Consider the following 18,579-nt stretch of genomic DNA (forward strand, 5'->3'; position numbering starts at 1 on the left):
CGCTCAACGGATAAAAGGTACGCCGGGGATAACAGGCTGATCTAAGCCAAGAGTTCACATCGACGCTTAGGTTTGGCACCTCGATGTCGGCTCATCGCATCCTGGGGGTGTAGTAGCTCCCAAGGGTTGGGCTGTTCGCCCATTAAAGCGGTACGTGAGCTGGGTTCAGAACGTAGATCACACTGCGTCCCTCAGGAGTAATCCTGAGGTGTCTAACCGGCTGATATCGGTGGAACCCTCCCGCAGTTCCGAACGCTGCGGAGGGCAATACCGAGGGAAGAACGGGAGCCGATCAATGAAGGAGACGTTGATCGGGACTGTGTTGGGGGATGGATATCTCGAGCCACACGGCCGAGGCATCCGGCTTCAGGTGAATCACGCGGCCCGCTACAAAGCGTACGTCGCGTGGAAGCACCGGCAACTCACGGCGCTTCGACCTGGTCCCCTGCACCAGCACGACAACGGTGGGTATCCCTTCTGGCGGTTTGTGACGCGGTGCCATCCGTACCTGGCTGAACTTCGAGAACTCTTCTATGCGAACGGCAGGAAGATCGTCCCCGAGACGATCGGAACGCTGTTCAGACACCCGGAGTCGCTCGCAGTTTGGTTCATGGACGATGGCACGTGCGATCGACGGCAAGGATCGATGCTCTTCGAGACTCAATGCTTCGGCCCCGAGGATCTTCAACGGCTGCAAGCGGTCCTGCGGGACAACTTCGGCGTGAAGACCGCGGTGCACCGAAGCGGAGTGCGGAGAGGCCGGTGACTGTACGTGACAGTCGCCGAGGCCAGGAAACTGGTAAGTCTCATCGGTCCATATGTGCTGCCGGAAATGCGATACAAGCTCCCGTTCCCTGTAACGACTGATGGCTGCAAAGCCTGAGATGGAGCGCCTGCCGAAAAGGCAATCTGTGGTCTCCATCACACGCCGGCTCCTTCCGACTCCTTGGAAGGATGAAGCTATAGTCTGTGCCTCTGGAGACAGAGGGAAATCACACGCGTGAGACAGTTCGGTCCCTATCCACTGCGGGCGCAAGAGGCTTGAGGGGTGCTGCTCCTAGTACGAGAGGACCGGAGTGGACGCACCGCTGGTGTACCGGTTGTCCTGCCAAGGGCAAGCGCCGGGTAGCTATGTGCGGACGGGATAAGCGCTGAAAGCATCTAAGCGCGAAGCCCACCCCAAGATGAGGCCTCTCATCGGGTAACCGAGTAAGACCCCAGGAGGACTACCTGGTTGATAGGCCGGAGGTGTAAGGGCCGTAAGGTCTTGAGCCTACCGGTACTAATCGGTCGAGGGCTTGAGGGTACGAATTGTAGGGGCAGCTGTATGGAGCTTGCACCGTGGCTCGGAGTCGCAGGCAAGGGCTTCTGATGCACTAAGAAGCCTGGGATCCGAACGCACGAGCCATGGGCGAAATGTGCGGACGCGCGCGCTCGGATGCAACTGCGTCCGCGGCAAGGTTCCCGGCGGCGTTGCCGGAGGGGTCACACCCGTTCCCATTCCGAACACGGTCGTTAAGCCCTCCAGGGCCGATGGTACTGCGCCGGCACCGGCGTGGGAGAGTAGGTCGCTGCCGGGGTTATGTCGGTGGGGGAAGGTCAATCCTTCCCCCACCGCATCCCCTTCGAATCTCGAACGATACGGCGCAGAACCGTGGGCACACGTTAGAGATACGTTAGTCATTCTGTTGCGCACATCGCTCAACAGCCGATCGGTGCGCGGCATCATCGTGGAGGAATCGGCATGTCGATGATCCGCCCTCCGCTTGAGACGCTCTTGGACAAGGTCGACAACAAATACGCGCTCGTCATCGGCGTGGCCAAGCGCGCCCGTCAGCTCAAAGAGGGCCAACTGCCGATGGTCGATATCCCGAGCACGAACCCGGTGACGGTCGCGCTCGAGGAAATCGCCGCCGGCAAGGTGCGCGCGGAGAAGTCTACGGAGCCGATCAAGGAAGACTAGCGGGCGCAGAGAACGCACGGCGGCGGGGTCCGGATCTCAGATCCGGACCCCGTTTCGTTTTTCCGGGCCCGCGCGGCCGCCCGCCGGCGGCGGCGGCCGCAGGGGCTCGACTTTTAACTCCCGAAGGCTCATGCAGTGACAAGCCGTCGCCCGGAGCACACGCCGGGCGACGAGTCGTCGGCGCAGCGTGGAGGACAGTCGTGGAGAGCGGCTGGCAGTTTCGTAAGGCGCTGGTCACGAGTCACCGCGGCGTCGTCGCGGCGAAGCATCCGCTGGCGGCGCGGGCGGGCGTCGACATGCTGAATCGCGGCGGCAACGCGGTCGACGCCGCGGTCGCCACCGCGTTCGCGATCGGCGTGATCGAGCCGTGGATGAGCGGGTTGGGCGGAGGCGGCTACATGGTGGTCGGCCGTCCTGCCGGCGCCTCGGGCCCCGCGGACGCGGCCAGTGTCGTCGAATTCGGCATGCGCGCGCCGCTCGCGGCGCACGCCGAGATGTTCGAACTCGAGGACGGCTACGATACGGAGCTGTTCGGGTGGCGGCGCGTCCGCAACCAGGCCAACATTCACGGCCCGCGCTCGGTCGCGGTGCCCGGCGTGCCGGCGGGCCTGGCGCTCGCGCTCGAGCGCCTCGGGACGATGCCGCTGGCGGAGGTGCTGCGGCCGGCGATCGCGCTCGCGCGGAACGGCTTCCCGGCGGACTGGACCACCACGCTGCAGGTCGCGCTCGACGCCGCGACGCTCCGGCGGTACGAATCCGCGGCGTCGCTCTTCATGCCGGGCGGGCTGCCGATCGTCCCCGCCGCAACGCCGCAGCCGCATCTCGTCAAGCAGCCGGACCTCGCCCGCACGCTCGAGGCGATCGCCGCCGAGGGCCCGGATGCCTTTTACCGCGGGGCGGTCGCCAAGCGGATCATCGAGGATGTTCGGAGCCACGGCGGCATTCTGGACACGGAGGACTTCGCCCGGTACGAAGCGCGGGTCGCACCGGCGCTCGTCTCGCGCGCGCTCGGCTACGACGTGATGCTGTCCTCGGGTCCGAGCGGCGGCGCCACGCTTGCGGAGATCGCCGGCCTCACGGCGGGATCGCCGCTGGGGCGGCTCGGCCACAACACCGCGCCGTACCTGCATCTGTTGATCGAAGCGACGCACGCCGCGTTCGACGACCGGCTGCGCCTTCTGTCGGACGAGGGCGGGTGGGACGCGCTCACCAGCGATGCGCACATCTCAACCCGGCGGACGGGGATCGGCGAGCGCGCCTCGGCGCCCGCGGGGGCAGGCGGGCGAACCGGCGCCGACCCCACGAGCACGACGCATCTCTGCGCCGCGGACGCGTCGGGCACCATGGTCTCGCTGACCCAGACGCTGCTGTCCCGGTTCGGCTCGAGAGTGCTGGTGCCGGGCGCGGGAGTTCTATTGAACAACGGGATGATGTGGTTCAACCCCGAGCCCGGCCACCGCAACTCCGCCGCGCCGGGCCGGCGCCCGCTCGCCAATATGACGCCGGCGGTGGTGGGCGTGGAAGGCCGTCCGGTGTTCGCGGTCGGCGCATCCGGCGGGCGCCGCATCATCGACGCCGTGCTGCAGCTCGTGCTCAACCACATGGAGTTCGGGATGGACGCCCAGGCCGCAATCGACGCGCCGCGCATGGACGCGAGCGGAGACGAGGTCGTCGTCGACGCGCGCATTCCCGCGGCGGTCCGAGACGATCTCGCGCGGCGCGGCCACCGGATCGTAGCGGCGGAAGAGACGATGGCTCCGAGGTTCTTTGCGAGTCCCGTCGCGGTGGCGCGGGATCCGTCGACGGGAGCGCTGTCCGGCGGCGCCGACCCGTACCATCCAGCGGCGGCCGTGGGAGCGTAGTCCCGGGGTTCTCGACGGCGGCCCGGCTCGCGCCGCCGGCTATCGGGCGCGCCGTCCGCCGCGCATCGCCGCGGCGAGCGACTGCCGGTGCCGCAGCATATCCTTCCAGGGGTCCGGCTCGTCGAGCCGCCGCGCGTAATTTCCGAGATTGAAGCGGGCGGGATCGAGCTTCGGCGACACCTCGGACCAATCCAGGGGCATCGAGATCGGCGCCTTCGGGCGGCGCCGCACAGAAAACGGCGCCACCACAGTCTGCGCGAATCCGTTCCGGAACGGATCGAGATAGACGCGTCCGCGGCGCGCCCGCACGCGGGCGGCGACGGTCAGTTCCTTGGGGTGCGCGTCGGCCAGGATGCGCGCGAAGGCTTCCGCGAACGCGAGCACCGCGGCGTTATCCGGGCCCGGCCGGAGGGGGACGAAGATGTGCATGCCGCGGCCGCCGGATGTCTTCGGAAACGACTTGAGACCGAGGGTGTCGAGTCGTGATTTGATCACCACCGCCGCCCGGGCGGCGTCGGAGAACTCTCCGGAGGTCGGATCGATATCGAAACACAGCCAGTCCGGCTTGTGAGGTGCGCGCCTCCGGCTCAGCCACGTGTGCACCGGGATGCAGCCGAGGTTGACGAGGGCCAGCTGCGTTTCCAATTTCCCGCCGACGACATACGTCGTGGAGCCGGTGTGATCGCGTACGTTCTGCGTCGGGGTGCCGGGCGGCAGTCCTTTCGGGGCCTCACGCTGATAGAAGCACTGCCCGCGCATGCCGTCGGGGCACCGTTCCAGGACGAGCAGCCGGTCTTCGACATACGGCCGGAGGCGCGGGAACACAGCCTGATAGTATTCGGCGAGATTTCCCTTGGTGTAGCCCTCGTCCGGCCAAAACACTTTGTCGGGGTGGCCGATCGCGACGGCGGAACGGCCGCCGCGCGCCCGGGGCCCGGCGGTGCGGCGCGCAGGGGTGTGGCTCATGACGCGGCCTCCGGCAGAACGACTTCGCGGGCGTTCTTGTCGTCGCGCAATCCCAGAAACGCCGGCTGGCGGAGCTTCCGGTCCGCGGTCAATTCCTCGTAGGCGATCTGCGCGACGAGGCGCGGCTCGAGGTACGTCGCGTCGCGCTCCCGCGGAGGATTCTCGAACGGGGGCGTCCGGCGCACGAGGGGCCGGAACATCCGGTACAGGGAGGCCAGCGTGCGCTCGGTGAAGCCCGTCCCGACCTTCCCGACGTATCGAAGCCGGCCGTTCCTGTCGTGTGCGCCCAGCAGCAGCGCGCCGAATTTCGTCCGCGCGCCCCGCGGCGGCGTGTACCCGCCGATGACGAACTCGTCTTCCTGCCTTACCTTGACCTTCAGCCATTTGTTGGAGCGGCCCTGCACGTAGGGCGCCGCGGTGTCTTTCGCAATGATCCCTTCGAAGCCGCGCTTCTTTGCCTCGCCGTAGGCGGTCAGGCCGTTCGCGGCCATGCGCCTCGCGCGATGGACCGTTCCGCGGATCCCGACGACGGTCTCCAGCGCGGCGCGCCGGACCGGCAGCGGCTCCCGCCGCAGATCCTTTCCATTCCGGTAGAGGCAGTCGAACACCACGTAGGAGCGCGGGGCCCGGCCCTGCTGAAGCAGTTGAAAGCGGGACACGCCTCGACGGTCGAACGCGGCGACTTCGCCGTCGAGGAGCAGCGTGCGCGCGGGAAGATCCTGCACCGCCCGCGCGACGTCGACGAACGCGGCCGTCCGGTCGTTGCCGTTCCGCGACACGAGACGGACGCGGCTTCCTTCTTTATACGCCAGGATCCGGTAGCCGTCGTATTTCTCTTCGTAGACCCATCCCGGCCGGTGAAACGGATCGCGGACCAACGTCGCGAGCATCGGTTTGACGCGAAAAGGAATGCGGCCGGACGCCGCGGAGGCGCCGGACGTCCGGCGCGCGCGCTCCGCGGTCACGCCGACCCCGACGGCGCGGCCGATCGGCGCTGCCGGCGGCGGGTACGCGGCGCGGAAGCCGGCGGCGTGCGCGGAGCCCCGGACTTCGTCGCCGCGGCGGACCCGGCGGTGGACGGCGCGGCGGCTTCACGCCGCTTGATCAGCAGCCACGCTTGCCGCGACCGGCCGGCGACGCCCAGCCCCGTTCGGACGAGCACCCAGGCGCCTTTGAGCCGCCGTCCGTCCAGCGTAAACCGGAGCTCGCCGCGGCGCAGCGCCGCATCGACGTTCGGATCGTCCGGGCGCCATATCCCCTCGTCCCAGATGACGACCGTTCCCGCGCCGTACTCGCCTTCAGGGATGCGGCCTTCGAACTTCGCGTAATCCAATGGGTGATCTTCGACGCGCACGGCGAGCCGCCGCGTGCCGGGATCGCTTGATGGACCCTTCGGCACCGCCCACGAGAGCAGCACGCCATTCCACTCGAGTCGAAAGTCGTAATGCAGCGTCCGCGCGCGGTGCTTGTGGGTAACATAGCGGAGACGCCTCGTCCCTCCGCGCGGGCGACGGTGAGCGCCCGACGGCTCGGGCGTCGCGGTAAAGTGCCGCTTGCGCCGGTACTCCTGCAGGCTCATGGCAGACGCTCCGGTTCTCCGCCGCCGCGGAGCGGCAGTCCTTCGTCTCGTCTTTCACCTTTAGCGTACCCGCGAACCCGTGGGATCTCATTCGGGACGTCACACGAGATATCCACGGCTTGTCCACAAGAACGATCGTTCCGGATTGTTTGCGCGTGTGTGATGTGCTACATTCTCGCATGCCGGCGAGCGCTGCACGCGGGTGAGAGTGAGGTAGCTCTTCGGAGCCAACCCGGCTTAACCCGTGCGGTCTCGCCGGCGCTACATTTCCTCGAAGAACCGCATCAGCGCGCGAATGCCCTTGTGGAAGTGCTCGAGATCCAAGCTCTCGTCGGGGCTGTGGGCGTTCGCATCCGGCAGCGACCATCCGGTGACGACGACCGGGAGCCCCAGCCGTCCCGCGAACTCGGACACGATCGGAACCGACCCGCCCATGCGCACGAACACCGCCTCGCGGCCGAACGCTTCCGTGAGGGCGCGCTTCGCCGCGGCGATCGGCGGCGCGTTCGATGAGATGACCACCGGCGGCGCCCCGTGGCCCATCTTGACCTCCGCGCGCACGCTCTTCGGCGCGACCGCCAGCACGTGCGTGGTAAAGGCGCCCGCGATTTCGTCCGGGCGCTGGTCGGCGACGACACGCATGCTCACCTTCGCCGCGGCCCGCGCGGGGATCACGGTCTTGGACCCGGCGCCCGTAAACCCGCCCGGCATCCCATGGATCTCCAACGTCGGCCGGGCCCACATGCGCTCGAGCGCGCCGTACCCGGGCTCGCCGATCAACGCCGGCGCGCCGATCTCATTCCGGAGAAACGCCGCTTCGTCGAACGGCAGCCGCTCCCACCCGGCCTTCTCCTCGGCCAGCGGCGGCGCCACGCGATCGTAGAAACCGGGGATCAGGATGCGCCCGTTCTTGTCCTTGAGCGCGGTCAGGATTTCGGCGAGGGCCTGGAACGGGTTCGGCGCCACCCCGCCGTAGATGCCGGAGTGAAGATCCCGCGCCGCGCCCGAGACCTCGATCTCCCCCCCGACGATCCCGCGTAGTCCGAGCGTGATCGCGGGAACGCCCGGCGCGGCCATGCCCGAGTCGAGCACCAGGCAGGCGTCCGCCCGCAGCCGGTCCGCGTGGTCGCGGACGTACGCCTCGATGCCGGCCCCGCCCGACTCTTCCTCGCCTTCGATGAGCAGCTTGACGTTGATCGGCAGCCTGCCGCTCGTCTGAAGGTACGCCCTGATCGCCGCGATGAGCGTGAGGATCTGTCCTTTGTCGTCGGCCGCGCCGCGGGCAAACAGCCGTCCGCCGCGGACGGCAGGTTGAAAGGGCGGCGACGTCCAGAGATCGACCGGATCGACGGGCTGCACGTCGTAGTGGCCGTACCCGAGGAGGGTGGGGCGGCCGGGGGCGCCGAGCCACTCCGCGTAGACCAGCGGATAGCCGGCGGTCTCGATGAGCTCCACCGGCAGGTCCATCGACCGGAGATTCTCGGCGAGCCAGTGGGCGGCGCGGCGGGTATCGTCGCGGTGCTCCGGCAGCGTGCTGATGCTCGGAATGCGGAGCAGATCGCTGAGCTCGGACTCGAAGCGTGCGCGGTGGGCGTCGGCGAACTCGACCGGGCTGGGCATCACGTCCTCCTGGCGTCTCGCGGTGATGCGACGGTGCCGACGGTTCGGGTTCCGCGCGGACCTGGAGCGCTCCTTTGGCGACTCCGTGGTGGCCTGGCCGCGCGCGTCCCGGTGCGGCCAGGCCACCAGCTAAGCGTCTTACTCGGCAAAGTCCTCCGTCACCAGTAGTTCGGCGCCGGCGGTGGCGATGCCGATCCCGACGCTGCGGAACCGGGGGTCCAGCATGTTCTCCAAATGACCGCGGCTTGCCTCAAACGCGGCCTCCACTTGGGTGATCGTGCCGCCACACGCGACGTTCTCCCCCACAAACTCGCCGGGTCGCAGCACCGTGCCCAGGCGCTCGAGGAACGCTCCGGAGGACGGCGATCCGTGCCCGATGAACCCGCCGAGTGCCATCTCGCGTGAGTGGCTCCGTGCGGTGTTCCGCAAGACGCCGTTCATGACAAGGAGCGGCAGGCCGTGTTGCCTCCGGGTTCGGTTCAAGAGGTGGAAGAGCGCCGTCTCGGCATCGGGGACGAATTCAGTTTGTGTTGCCGGCATGTTGGTCGGCACCATCACGGCGCCGAGGTCGAGGACGGTCTGGCCCGCCGCGCCCTCCGCCATCACAAGGCTGAGGGCCGTCGTAACCAGCACAACCACGGGCAATGCCGGGAAGCCGCGAGTGCGGGCAACCGATCGGGTCTTCATCTATCGCTCCTCCTTCGGCAGCCCGGCTGACCCTATGCGGGTCCCGTGGCTTTGCGCCCCTGGGTCGCCCCAGGTTTGCCGTTATCGGGAGGAGGGCCGAACCTGCGAAGGCACTCCCCCGGCCTATAGGCACCGGACACTGCGCCGGTGCGAAGAACCTACCTCGCGAGCATCGCGGGTGCGCGGGCGGTCTTCTCGCTCTTCTTCATGTCATAGAGGCGGGCGTCGGCCACACCCATCAGGATCTCCAGGGAGTCGCCGTCCGCGGGCCACGATGCGACGCCCCACGAGACGGTGAGCTGCGAACTCCCCGGCGCGTCGCGCAGCGGCACCGCGATGCGCCCAACGCGCTCCAGCAGTTGGTGCGCCTGCGCCGCGGTCGTGCCGGGGAGGAGCAGCACAAATTCATCGCCGCCCCACCGGACCACTCGGTCGTGGGTGCGGGTACACGTTCTGAGCGCCTCGGCGACTCGAATAAGCGCCATATCGCCCGTTGCGTGGCCGAGCGTGTCGTTGACGGCCTTGAAGCCGTTGATGTCGAGCATGGCCACGGCGAACGGACGGCCGGTCCGGCGGCTGAGGCTGATTTCGGTTTCGGTCTGATCGAGAAACGCCCGCCGATTCATCAAGCCGGTGAGAGGGTCGGTGGCGGCAAAGGCGCGGCGCTCCTCGGACAGCCGTGCCACCTCACAGGCACCTGCCAGGTACCCGGCCACCGCGGTTAGAACCTCGAGTTCCGTCGCAGAGAACGCGTCCACCTCGCTGCGGTGGGCGCTCAGGACCCCGATGGCGCGCCCCTGTACGCTCAGTGGGGCATAGATCCCCGAATGCATGCTATCGCCCAGGGAGAACACCCACGGCTCGGTTCCCGCGTCGGGAACGTACAAGGGCCGGCCGGTTTCCAGCACCGCCCAATGCTGTCCTTTCTCCCGAGGGATCGTCAATCCACGAAAACGCCGCCACAGCCCTGAGGCTCCGACGAGCGTCAAGATCGAAGGATCGCGCTCGTCACGCAGGCCAATCGTGCAGGATTCGAAGCCAACCTCCGCGTCGAGCGCCTCGAGGGCGCACTCGGCGAGTTCCGGCAGACTGAGGAGGACGGTAAAGTCGGTCGCCAGGCGGGCGACAAACGCGGTCGGTTTGTGAGCCTCCGTCGCGGTGATCATTTAGATCGCCACCCGATCGCTGTGCATTCCGCGCAAGGCGTCTGCCGCCGTCGCGGAAGTCGGCAACAGATCGGCCCTCGGCGCCAGCACCCCATCGCGGATGCCGTTGAGCGACGCCGTGAGCGGGGCCAGCATGCTCACGCGGTGGTCGTCCGCGCCGCTCACCTCATCCTGCACCAGCATCTTGAGAAAGGCCTCGCCGACCCGGGGGTCAAAGTGGCGGCCCAGTTCGGCGCGAATATACTCGCGGGCGCGATCCTCGCTCCACGCCCGGCGATAGGGTCGATCCTGTGTGAGCGCGTCCCACACGTCCACCACCGCGAAGATTCGCGCGGCCAGGGGGATCTGCTCGCCCTGCAGCCGGCGGGGATAGCCGGTGCCATCCCATTTCTCATGGTGGCAGTACGGAATGTCCAACGCCGGTCGCAGGTAGGGGATCGACATCAGCAGGTCACGGGCGTATACCGGGTGGCGCTCCATCAGCTCCCGTTCGGTCGAGTTGAGCCGGTCGGGCTTCAGCAGCACCGTGTCGGATATGGCCATCTTCCCGATGTCGTGGAGCAGCGCTCCGTGCCGGAGGTGAATGAAATCAGAGTCCGCCACGCCGAGTTGACTTGCCAGCCGCAGGGCCAGCTCCGTCACCCGTTGTGCGTGGCCGGCGGTTTCCTTATCTCGGAGTTCGAGCGCGCGGGCCCAGCCCGCCAGCGTCGTGTCGTAGGCCAGCATGAGGTCGTCGTGGGATCGCTCGAGCGCCCGGAGCTGCTGGGCATCGCTGATCGCGATCGCCGTCTGCCGGGCGAGCATGTCGAGGAACTCCAACCATTCGTGGTTGGGCGTCAGCGGCCGCCGGTAGAGCACGTGCAGCACGCCGAGCAACTGGCCTTTCGCGATCAGCGGGACGGCGTAGGCGGCCCGGAACCGCTCGCGGCGTCGATGCGTGACGCCAATCAACTTCAAGGCATCCGGGGCCTCGTCGAGGTTCGCCACGCCGACGCACCGCCGTTCGAGCGCGGCCAGTCCGGCCAGACCCTCCCCCAGCTTGATCCGCACGTTACGGGACCCGTCCGTCAGAAACCCCTGCCCCGCGGCGTACTCCAGCGCCTGCAGGCGAGGATTGAACAGCAGCACGCAGGCCGCATCGGCATCGAGTTGTGCCGCAGTCTTGGCCAGCACGACGCTGAGGCTCGCCTTCAGGTCCAGGCTGCCGGTGATCACCTGATCGATTTCGTGCAGCGCCTGGAGCTGAGCCAATCGCCGGGTCGCGTCGTCATACAGGCGCGCGTTCTCCAAGGCCGCCGCCAGCTGGTGAGCGTATGCTTGGAAGAACTCGACGCGGTCCGGCGTAAAGAACGCGGCGTGATTCGCGTACAGGACCAGCGCCCCGAAGGTACTCGTACGGCTGATCAGCGGAAAGATTCCCGCCGCCCGCACACCCAGGTCGGCCGCGAGCGCCGCAGGCACCGTCGCGTCGGGGTCCTCCCCGACGTTCTGCACCACGACGGACCTGCGGGCCGCGAGCGGCGCACGAATGGCGTCGCAGGCCGTCGAGCCGGCCCAGTCCTCAATGAGCGAGCCGAGGCGCGTCTCACTCGGATGGTGGGCCAGGCATTGCAACCGGTCAGCCTCGTCAAACTTCGCGATCCATGCGACCGTCGCGCCAAACACGTGCACGCAGCGGTCCACAGCTTCGTCCGCAAGGCTCTGGAGATCCAACGTCTCGGCCATGCGCTGCGCACCTTCGTAGAGGCCGCGGACGTTTGCCAGTTCCTGCGCGACCTGCTGCGTGAGCTGCGTGCGGTCGATCGCATGACTCGAGAGTTCGGCCAAGGCCGTCGCGAGATCCGCGTCGCGTCGCGCAAACGGTTCGCGTATGCCGCCCCGGCGGCGCGCGATCACCAGAGCGCCGATCACGCGCTCCCCCTCTCGCAGGGGGACGGCGACGCAGGGCCCCATGCTGCCGCCGGGTACCGCGCCGCCACCCGCCCCAAACGCCGTGGTCAGGTCGGGAATCACGAGCGCACCCGCGCGTTCGACGGCCGCGGCCGCGATGCGCGGCCCGACCGCGACGGTGGCATCCAGCGCCACCCCTTTGACCGCGCGCACGCACACGGGTTGGAACGTACGACCGTCCGGCTGAAGCAGCACGAGCGCGGCGTGGTCTCCGCGCAGGAGCGCCATCGTACGCTCGGTAATGAGCGCGTAGATCTCGCCGAGGCTGGTGGTCCGTCGCAGCGCGGCCCCGAGGCTGTGCAGGGCCTCCATATCTCTCGCATGGGCGCGCACGTCGTCGAGCAGCTGCAGCCGCTCTGCCACCGTCCCGATCTGACGGCCGACGGCTTCGACCAGGCGAAGGTCCGCCGCGAGCCAGCGCCGCGGGCGCGCCGTCGTGATGAGCAACCCCCCGATTGGCCGGCCGTCTACCAGCAGAGGGCCCATGATCGACGCCCGCACCCCGGCCCGGCGAATCGCCGGCGCGAGGGCCTCGGGCAGAAGTCCGGCAGCGGCCTCCCAATTCTCCACAGCCTGGACCTGGGTCAGTTCGAGCCCGGCGGCCTCGGCCGCGGACATGACGGTCTCCATGCGAAAACCGGGGGGCATGTGGCGATTGAGGAAGGTGCCGGTACCCAGCCAGACGCCGCCGTGAGCGCCTTCGAGCGCCGCCAGCGTCCGGTCGAGCAGCGTGTCCAGGAACGTCTGCAGGTCGGCCGCCGCCGCCGCCGCCGTCACGATCTCGTTGAGCGCCTCGACGTGCGCCTGCGCCTGCTTGCGCTCGGTGATGTCGACGATCGCTCCTTCGTAGTAGGCGACGCCGGTGGAGGCATCGCGCGTCGCGCCGATGCTGGCCTGGACCCATACGAGCGAGCCGTCGGAGCGATTCATTTGGCTCTCGAAATCCATTACGCTGGCGTCGCCCTCGAGCTGAGTGCGCCATCGCTCCCAGAGCTCGGGGTCGAGGTAGAGATTGGCCGCGTTAACGGGGTCGAGCGCGTCGCGGCTCGGGTAGTCGAGGATGCGCAGAAATGCGGGGTTGACGTCGAGGATCTGCCCGTCTTCGGCAGCGCGATAGAGCCCGACAGGGACTCCCTCGAACAAGCTCCGATACCGCTTGTACAGCCCTGAGTTTTCGAGTGCGAGCGCCTCGCTCTTCAGCGTGCGGCCGGTCACAATGAGGAGCAACGAGGTGAGCAGGCCGATGAACGCGAGCCCGGTCGCGAACATCGCCCACAACTGCCAGGACCCCCGCGGGCCCAGGTATCGGAATCCCGGGGTGGCGTGAACGACCACGGCCAGCGCGAAGGCGGCGACCAGCGGAAGGCCAACGGCGAGCCGCCTGGCGCGCCACACCGCGCGGGGCTGCCCCACCCAGATAAGAATCAGCGGGGTCACGACCATGACGCCGATTGACCCCCCGACCCACCAAGTCCACCAATTGAACGGATAGTAGAACCACGGGTCGATCCCCGCGAGCGCGAGCACGGCAACACTCCACGCCGCGCCGAGAACGCAGGCCACGGGTCCCCCGAGGATCAGGAATTTCGCGACGTCGGCGGCTTCATCGAGTGCCGCCGGAAATCCGACGAACCGCCGGATGAGCGCCGCCCCGGTGGATGCCTGGAGCACTACGCCGGCCGCAAGACCCGCCGCGACACCGGCAGACCGAAGGACCGCGGCGGCGCCGGCCGGATGGAACGACGGTCCCATTGCGGTGAAAAACGCGCCTATCAGGATGCCGGGCCACACCCGATATCCGAAGAGCAAGAGCCCGGCGAGGGCGATTCCCGCCGGAGGCCATACGGCCGTCGGGTAGTCCGTGGGGTTGGCCGTCAGCAGGTACAACCGGCCGAGGGCGTAGTAGGCCAGCGCCAAACCAAGTGCCCAGATCACGCCGCGGTCGAAGGCTGGCTCCAGCCTCGACTGGCCCTCCGTGCGTACCGCCGCCGCGGTCGATTCAATCATCTGACTCGTCGGTGCCGATCAGCCGAAGAGCGTTCACCGGGACCTTGTTGTCACGGTCGCCGGCGCGTGCCGCGTCGATCTCAAGCCGCAGCTCGACTTCCGCGAGCCATTCGTTCTCAACGGCGAACGCCGCCCGAGTATCGGCCAGCCGGCGGTACTCCGCCTCAAGCGCCGCCCGTTCCGCCGCGAGCCGCGCCTGCTCAGCCTGCAGGTCTCGCTGCAACGTCGCGAGGCGCTCCCGCTCCTCGCGCAGCTTGGACTGGGTCAACGAAAGCGCCCCAATCGAGCCCTGTTCGAGTCCCGCGCGTCCCGCTTCCACCGACGGACGCACCTCGCGGAGCGATCCCTGCGGCGCGTCGAGGGTCGCAGGTCCGGCCGGAACCGCGGCAGCCGCCTGCGGCGCGAACGAGCTCATGGCCTCCTCTTCCTCGGCCGAGCAGACGTGGGGCGCATCGAAGTAGTACACGACCGCGCCGATCACCCGGCCCGCCCGGCTGAGCGGCCAGGTGCAGACCGACCGCAGGCCGGCCCGTTCGAGCCGCTGCCGCACGGCATTGCGGAACGGCAGCTCGCGAGCGTCGGGCAGGAACCACGGCTTAGGGCTGTAGGCCCGCCCGCCCTTTGGCATATCCATGCACGTGAACTCAGGACACCGCATCAGGTGAACCCAGGGGTTGATGCCGTCCGGCGTGACCAGTTCACCGATGTAGGCGTCCGGCAGGTCATGGGACCACGGACAGGTGACCGTGCCTTTCGACGAGCGGAAGAACACCGCGGCGCGCGGCGCGCCGGTCAACAAGAGGACAGCGCGCCCGATCGCCTCGGCGGCCGACGCTGCCGAGGTGGCACCCGTGAGCATCTCCTCGGCTGCCGCGAAATTCGCGCGCTGCTCGGCGTGATCGATGAGGGGCCAGGCCGCGGCCATGTTACGCTCCCTCCCCGGACACGAAGATGACGCGCAGCAGTTCCTCGACCGTCGTAACCCCCTCGAGGACCTTCTCCACCCCGTCCTGACGCATGAGCCGCATCCCATCCTCTCGCGCCGAGGCCCGCAGCTGATCCGCCGAGCCGCCGCCCAGCACGATCGCGCGCAGCCGGTCCGTCATGACCATGAGCTCGAACACCCCGATCCGCCCACGGTATCCCGTGCCCCGACAGAAATCGCAGCCCCGGCCCCGGTATAGCCGCAAGGCATGGGGACGGTCGGAATCAAGCCCCAGCCGGCGAAGGGCATCCGGGGGAGGTGTGTACGCCTCCTTGCACTGCGGACAGATGACCCGCACCAGCCGCTGCGCCAGCACCCCGGTCAGGGACGCGGTGACCAGAAACGACTCGACTCCCATGTCCGCCAGCCGAGTCGCCGCCCCCGGCGCGTCGTTGGTGTGCAGCGTGGTCAGCACCAGATGTCCCGTCATCGACGCCTGCACCGCGATCTGGGCGGTCTCCCGGTCACGGATCTCACCGATCAGCACGACGTCGGGGTCCTGCCGTAGAATGCTCCGCAGGCCGCTCGCAAACGTCAACCCTGTCCGCGCATTGACCTGCACCTGATTGACCCGCGGGATCTGGTACTCGACCGGGTCCTCAACGCTCACGATGTTGCGGTCCGGCGTGTTGATCCGCTCCAGCGCGGTGTACAGGGTCGTCGTCTTGCCGCTGCCGGTAGGCCCTGTGACGACGACCATCCCGTGCGGCCTCGTGACCAGGCCTTCCCACGCCGCCAAGAGCTCGTTGGGCATCCCGATCCGGTTCAGCGCCACCCTCGTGCTCGACTGATCCAGCACCCGGATCACGATCTTCTCCCCCAGCACCGTTGGCAGCGTGCTGACGCGCAGGTCATACTCCTTGCCCTCGAGGCGCAGATGGATATGCCCATCCTGCGGCAGGCGGCGTTCCGCGATGTCGAGATTTGCGAGGATCTTCACACGCGAGATCAGCGCCGCCTGGATCTGCTTTGGTGGCGCCATGACATCTTGCAGTTGCCCGTCGACGCGGAACCGCACCTTAACCTCGCGCCGGTGCGGCTCGAGGTGGATGTCGCTCGCCGCCGCGCGCACCGCTTGGTGAATGATCTGGTTGACCACCCGGACGATCGGCGCTTCTTCCACCATCGTCCGCAGGCGCTCCACGGCGACCTCGTCGGTCCCCGCCGGTTCGTCTATCACCTCAGACTCGGGGGCCGGCGCTCCTTTGAGCAGGGCTTCCATTTCCGCATCGATCCCCTGCAGGCGGTTCTGCGCCCGCGCGATGTCGTCGGCGCTGGCGATGATGATGTCGACCTCCAGGCCCGTCAGCAGCCGGACATCATCGATCGCCACGACATTGGCCGGGTCGGCCATTGCGACGACCACACGATCCGCCGTCCGGTCGATGGCGACGACGCCGTGGCGCTGCGCGAGGGCCGGCGGGATCAATCGCGCCACCTCGGGGTGGCCGTCGTCCGAGAGTTCCGCAAAGGGGAGACCCCACTGCTGGGCCACCGCCCGGGCTAGCTCCCGCGCGCTGACGGCGCCCATCTCGACGAGAATGCGGCCGAGCTGGCCGCGGCTTTCGCGCTGGATCTCGACTGCCTGTCTTAACTGGTCCTCGGTGACCGCCCGTCGGGCGAGCAAGACGGTCCCGATCGAGTCGTTGCGCGACGGGAACGACTTGCCGTTTCGTTTGGTGGAGGGCGCCGGCGACGGCATGACCGCCATGAGTGCGGTCCCATCACCGGTTGACGGTACCTGCGTGGCGAGCACTTCGTGCATTGCGGTTTCCCCCCGGATCCTTATCGGTCGCTATCGAGTGGGTTTAGGGTACTCGAGCCTGTATCGTCAAGCGAGAGGAAGCCCACCCCTTTCATATGGGTGCCAGCATCTTTTGTGACCGAACTTTCACCTAACTGCTAGCGAGCTCAATGGAATATCCTGGACAGCTTGGCAGGGCCGGCCTGGGTGTTTTAGTTAAGATTTCGAGATGTCATATAGCTTGGACGAACTTTGAATAGGCCATAAGTTGATTTTGCCGATCAGCCGCAATTCAGCGAAATAATATCAACGAGTTTGCCTGAAATCATCTGGGAAGGGGCATCAAAGTTAACCGCGCCGGGACTTTCGAAATCCTGTCGTGGCTCACAGTGGCAGCAGGGGGGAGATCATGACCACCGACACGCGCGAGGACGAGGACTGTTCATGTTCTAAGGCGCTCCGTCTTTCCAACGGAAATCTGGCGAGGGCCTGCACTCTGACTGTTGTTCTTCTTGCAATGGCGATCCGTATCGCCTTGCCGGTCCCTGCGCATGCCGCCACGAGCGGCAGCGGCAACGTGGTTATCACGGTGACCCCCGGCCAGTCCGTTGCGGTCACCGTCACCCCGGCAACGCTTAGCCTGTCCGAGGACGTTACGAGTCCGGGGACCGGATGGATGTTTGACGCCACGAACGCCGCCTGGATGCCAAACGCCTGGACCCACGGCACTTACTTCTACGGGGTCAGCGGGAGCGGCAATTGTCTCGCGATCACCATCAGCACATCGCTGTCGAACTGGGGGTTAACCGCCTATTACGGGGTTAGCGGCGGTCTGACGTCGGGCAATACCAGCCTGGCGCTCGCGCCATCGACCGCCGCCTGCGGCACTCCCACCAGCAGCCAGGTATTGAGCGCCAACAGCGGCGCTCAAACAACCCTCCAGACGAGTCAGAACGGTTCGCAGACGTTTTACTACTACGTCGCGGTGCAGCCAACGATCGCAACCGCCGCGAACGCGACGATCACCATTACCTTCACGGCGCAGTAGCTGCCCGCAAGCTGATGCGCCTTCCCCGGTTCTTCGCCGCGACGCTGCTGATCGCCGCGCTTGCGGTTCCGCTCGAACAGGGCGAGGCCGCCAATCCCACGATGGCGGTTTCGCCGGCGGCCACGAGTTTCGCGGAGGACGTCAACAGTCCCGGCTCGGGCTGGACGTTTGGCACCGGCGCCGCGTGGTTCCCCGCCGTCTGGAGCGACAACGCCGCCTATACGTACACGAGCTGTGTGCGGGTATCGGCGGCAAACGCCAACGGCAACTCCTCGTGGAGCGCCGAGTATACGACGAGCCCCTCCACCTCCCTACACGTGGGCCTCGCCGTCGCCGGTACGGCGTCCTGCGGCACGCCGGCAGCGGCCGGCACGGATATCGGCAACTCCAGTTTCACGACGCTGAATCAAACGGGCAACGCCACTGCCTATTACTATGTCGTCGTGCAGCCCACAGTGGCGGTCTCCTCCACTGTGACCATTAGCCTCACGTTCAAAGTCCAAAGCACCGCCGCCACGTTGGCCATTACGATGAGCCCCGGCAACGCGATCGCCGTCACGATCACACCGTCGTCTGCAGGCCTCCTTGAGGACGTTACACTTTCGGCCGGCAACAACAGCGGCTGGGCGTTCGCCGCCGGCAAACCATGGATCCCAGGCACGACCTGGAACGACAACAGCGCGTATACCTACGGCACCGGCGCGGCCGGCTGTTTCACCGTCTCCGTCCGCACGTCGGTGCAAAACTGGAATCTATCGGCTTTCTACACCACGAGCCCGACGCCGTCCAAGCCGATCAACGTCGCGCTCGCTCAGGCAGGCACGGGCAGCACCTGCAACGCTCCCGCCGCGGCAGGCACGGTCATCGGTTCGAGCCCCGCGACCGTGCTTGCGAATCAAGGCGGCACGCAGACCGTCGACTACTACGTTGTCGTGCAGCCTGCACTGGCGGTCACCTCGAACGTGGCCGTCACGATGACGTTCACGGCCCAGTAAGACGGAG

General features: G+C 67.5%; 13 protein-coding genes, 2 rRNA genes and 1 riboswitch. Of the genes, 6 read left to right on the forward strand and 9 right to left on the reverse strand.

Annotation, left to right across the window (positions count from 1 at the left end; genetic code table 11):
* The 4 genes from VKT83_08120 to VKT83_08135 all read left to right on the forward strand — a co-directional run.
* Positions 1-1,306: ribosomal RNA gene (locus VKT83_08120) — 23S ribosomal RNA — on the forward strand; the annotation flags it as partial.
* A gap of 157 nt (positions 1,307-1,463) precedes the next feature.
* Positions 1,464-1,580 (forward strand): 5S ribosomal RNA (gene rrf, locus VKT83_08125).
* Positions 1,581-1,744: 164 nt separating this feature from the next.
* Positions 1,745-1,963, forward strand: coding sequence for a DNA-directed RNA polymerase subunit omega (rpoZ, locus tag VKT83_08130; GenBank protein HLY22421.1), 219 nt, complete (start codon positions 1,745-1,747; stop codon positions 1,961-1,963).
* 200 nt (positions 1,964-2,163) lie between these two features.
* A complete protein-coding gene (locus VKT83_08135; protein HLY22422.1) occupies positions 2,164-3,825 on the forward strand; it encodes a gamma-glutamyltransferase family protein in 1,662 nt (553 codons plus the stop codon).
* Positions 3,826-3,864: 39 nt separating this feature from the next.
* On the opposite strand, the gene ligD (VKT83_08140) is transcribed toward VKT83_08135, so the two are convergent.
* The 9 genes from ligD (VKT83_08140) to VKT83_08180 all read right to left on the reverse strand — a co-directional run bounded on the left by ligD (VKT83_08140) (position 3,865) and on the right by VKT83_08180 (position 16,496).
* Complete coding sequence (gene ligD / locus VKT83_08140) at positions 3,865-4,791, reverse strand: non-homologous end-joining DNA ligase (GenBank protein ID HLY22423.1); 927 nt, start codon at positions 4,789-4,791, stop codon at positions 3,865-3,867.
* The gene (ligD, locus tag VKT83_08145; protein ID HLY22424.1) at positions 4,788-5,756 is read right to left on the reverse strand and encodes a non-homologous end-joining DNA ligase; all 969 of its coding nucleotides are present in this window, start codon (positions 5,754-5,756) and stop codon (positions 4,788-4,790) included. The genes ligD (VKT83_08140) and ligD (VKT83_08145) overlap by 4 nt, the downstream gene beginning before the upstream one ends.
* On the reverse strand, positions 5,753-6,370 hold the full coding sequence (locus VKT83_08150) for a DNA polymerase ligase N-terminal domain-containing protein (protein HLY22425.1): 618 nt from the start codon (positions 6,368-6,370) through the stop codon (positions 5,753-5,755). The genes ligD (VKT83_08145) and VKT83_08150 overlap by 4 nt, the downstream gene beginning before the upstream one ends.
* Before the next feature lie 261 nt (positions 6,371-6,631).
* Positions 6,632-7,990 (reverse strand): dipeptidase, encoded by a 1,359-nt coding sequence (locus VKT83_08155; protein HLY22426.1) that lies wholly within the window; start codon positions 7,988-7,990, stop codon positions 6,632-6,634.
* A 138-nt stretch (positions 7,991-8,128) separates the two neighbouring features.
* Positions 8,129-8,677, reverse strand: a complete 549-nt coding sequence (locus VKT83_08160; protein HLY22427.1) for a CAP domain-containing protein — start codon at positions 8,675-8,677, stop codon at positions 8,129-8,131.
* A gap of 13 nt (positions 8,678-8,690) precedes the next feature.
* Positions 8,691-8,767, reverse strand: a riboswitch (cyclic di-GMP riboswitch).
* A 68-nt stretch (positions 8,768-8,835) separates the two neighbouring features.
* The gene (locus tag VKT83_08165) at positions 8,836-9,843 is read right to left on the reverse strand and encodes a sensor domain-containing diguanylate cyclase (protein ID HLY22428.1); all 1,008 of its coding nucleotides are present in this window, start codon (positions 9,841-9,843) and stop codon (positions 8,836-8,838) included.
* Positions 9,844-13,800 (reverse strand): GAF domain-containing protein, encoded by a 3,957-nt coding sequence (locus tag VKT83_08170; GenBank protein HLY22429.1) that lies wholly within the window; start codon positions 13,798-13,800, stop codon positions 9,844-9,846.
* Entirely contained in the window at positions 13,793-14,725 is a 933-nt protein-coding gene (locus VKT83_08175) for a GAF domain-containing protein (protein HLY22430.1), read from the reverse strand. Before VKT83_08175 ends, VKT83_08170 begins: the two co-directional genes overlap by 8 nt.
* A 1-nt stretch (position 14,726) precedes the next feature.
* A complete protein-coding gene (locus VKT83_08180) occupies positions 14,727-16,496 on the reverse strand; it encodes a GspE/PulE family protein (GenBank protein ID HLY22431.1) in 1,770 nt (589 codons plus the stop codon).
* 442 nt (positions 16,497-16,938) lie between these two features.
* Between VKT83_08180 and VKT83_08185 the strand changes: the two genes are divergently transcribed.
* On the forward strand, positions 16,939-17,577 hold the full coding sequence (locus VKT83_08185; protein HLY22432.1) for a hypothetical protein: 639 nt from the start codon (positions 16,939-16,941) through the stop codon (positions 17,575-17,577).
* Positions 17,578-17,591: 14 nt separating this feature from the next.
* Positions 17,592-18,572, forward strand: a complete 981-nt coding sequence (locus VKT83_08190) for a hypothetical protein (GenBank protein HLY22433.1) — start codon at positions 17,592-17,594, stop codon at positions 18,570-18,572.
* The last annotated feature ends 7 nt before the right edge of the window (positions 18,573-18,579 follow it).

This window comes from bacterium, from assembly GCA_035308905.1.
Classification (GTDB): Bacteria; Sysuimicrobiota; Sysuimicrobiia; order Sysuimicrobiales; family Segetimicrobiaceae; genus DASSJF01.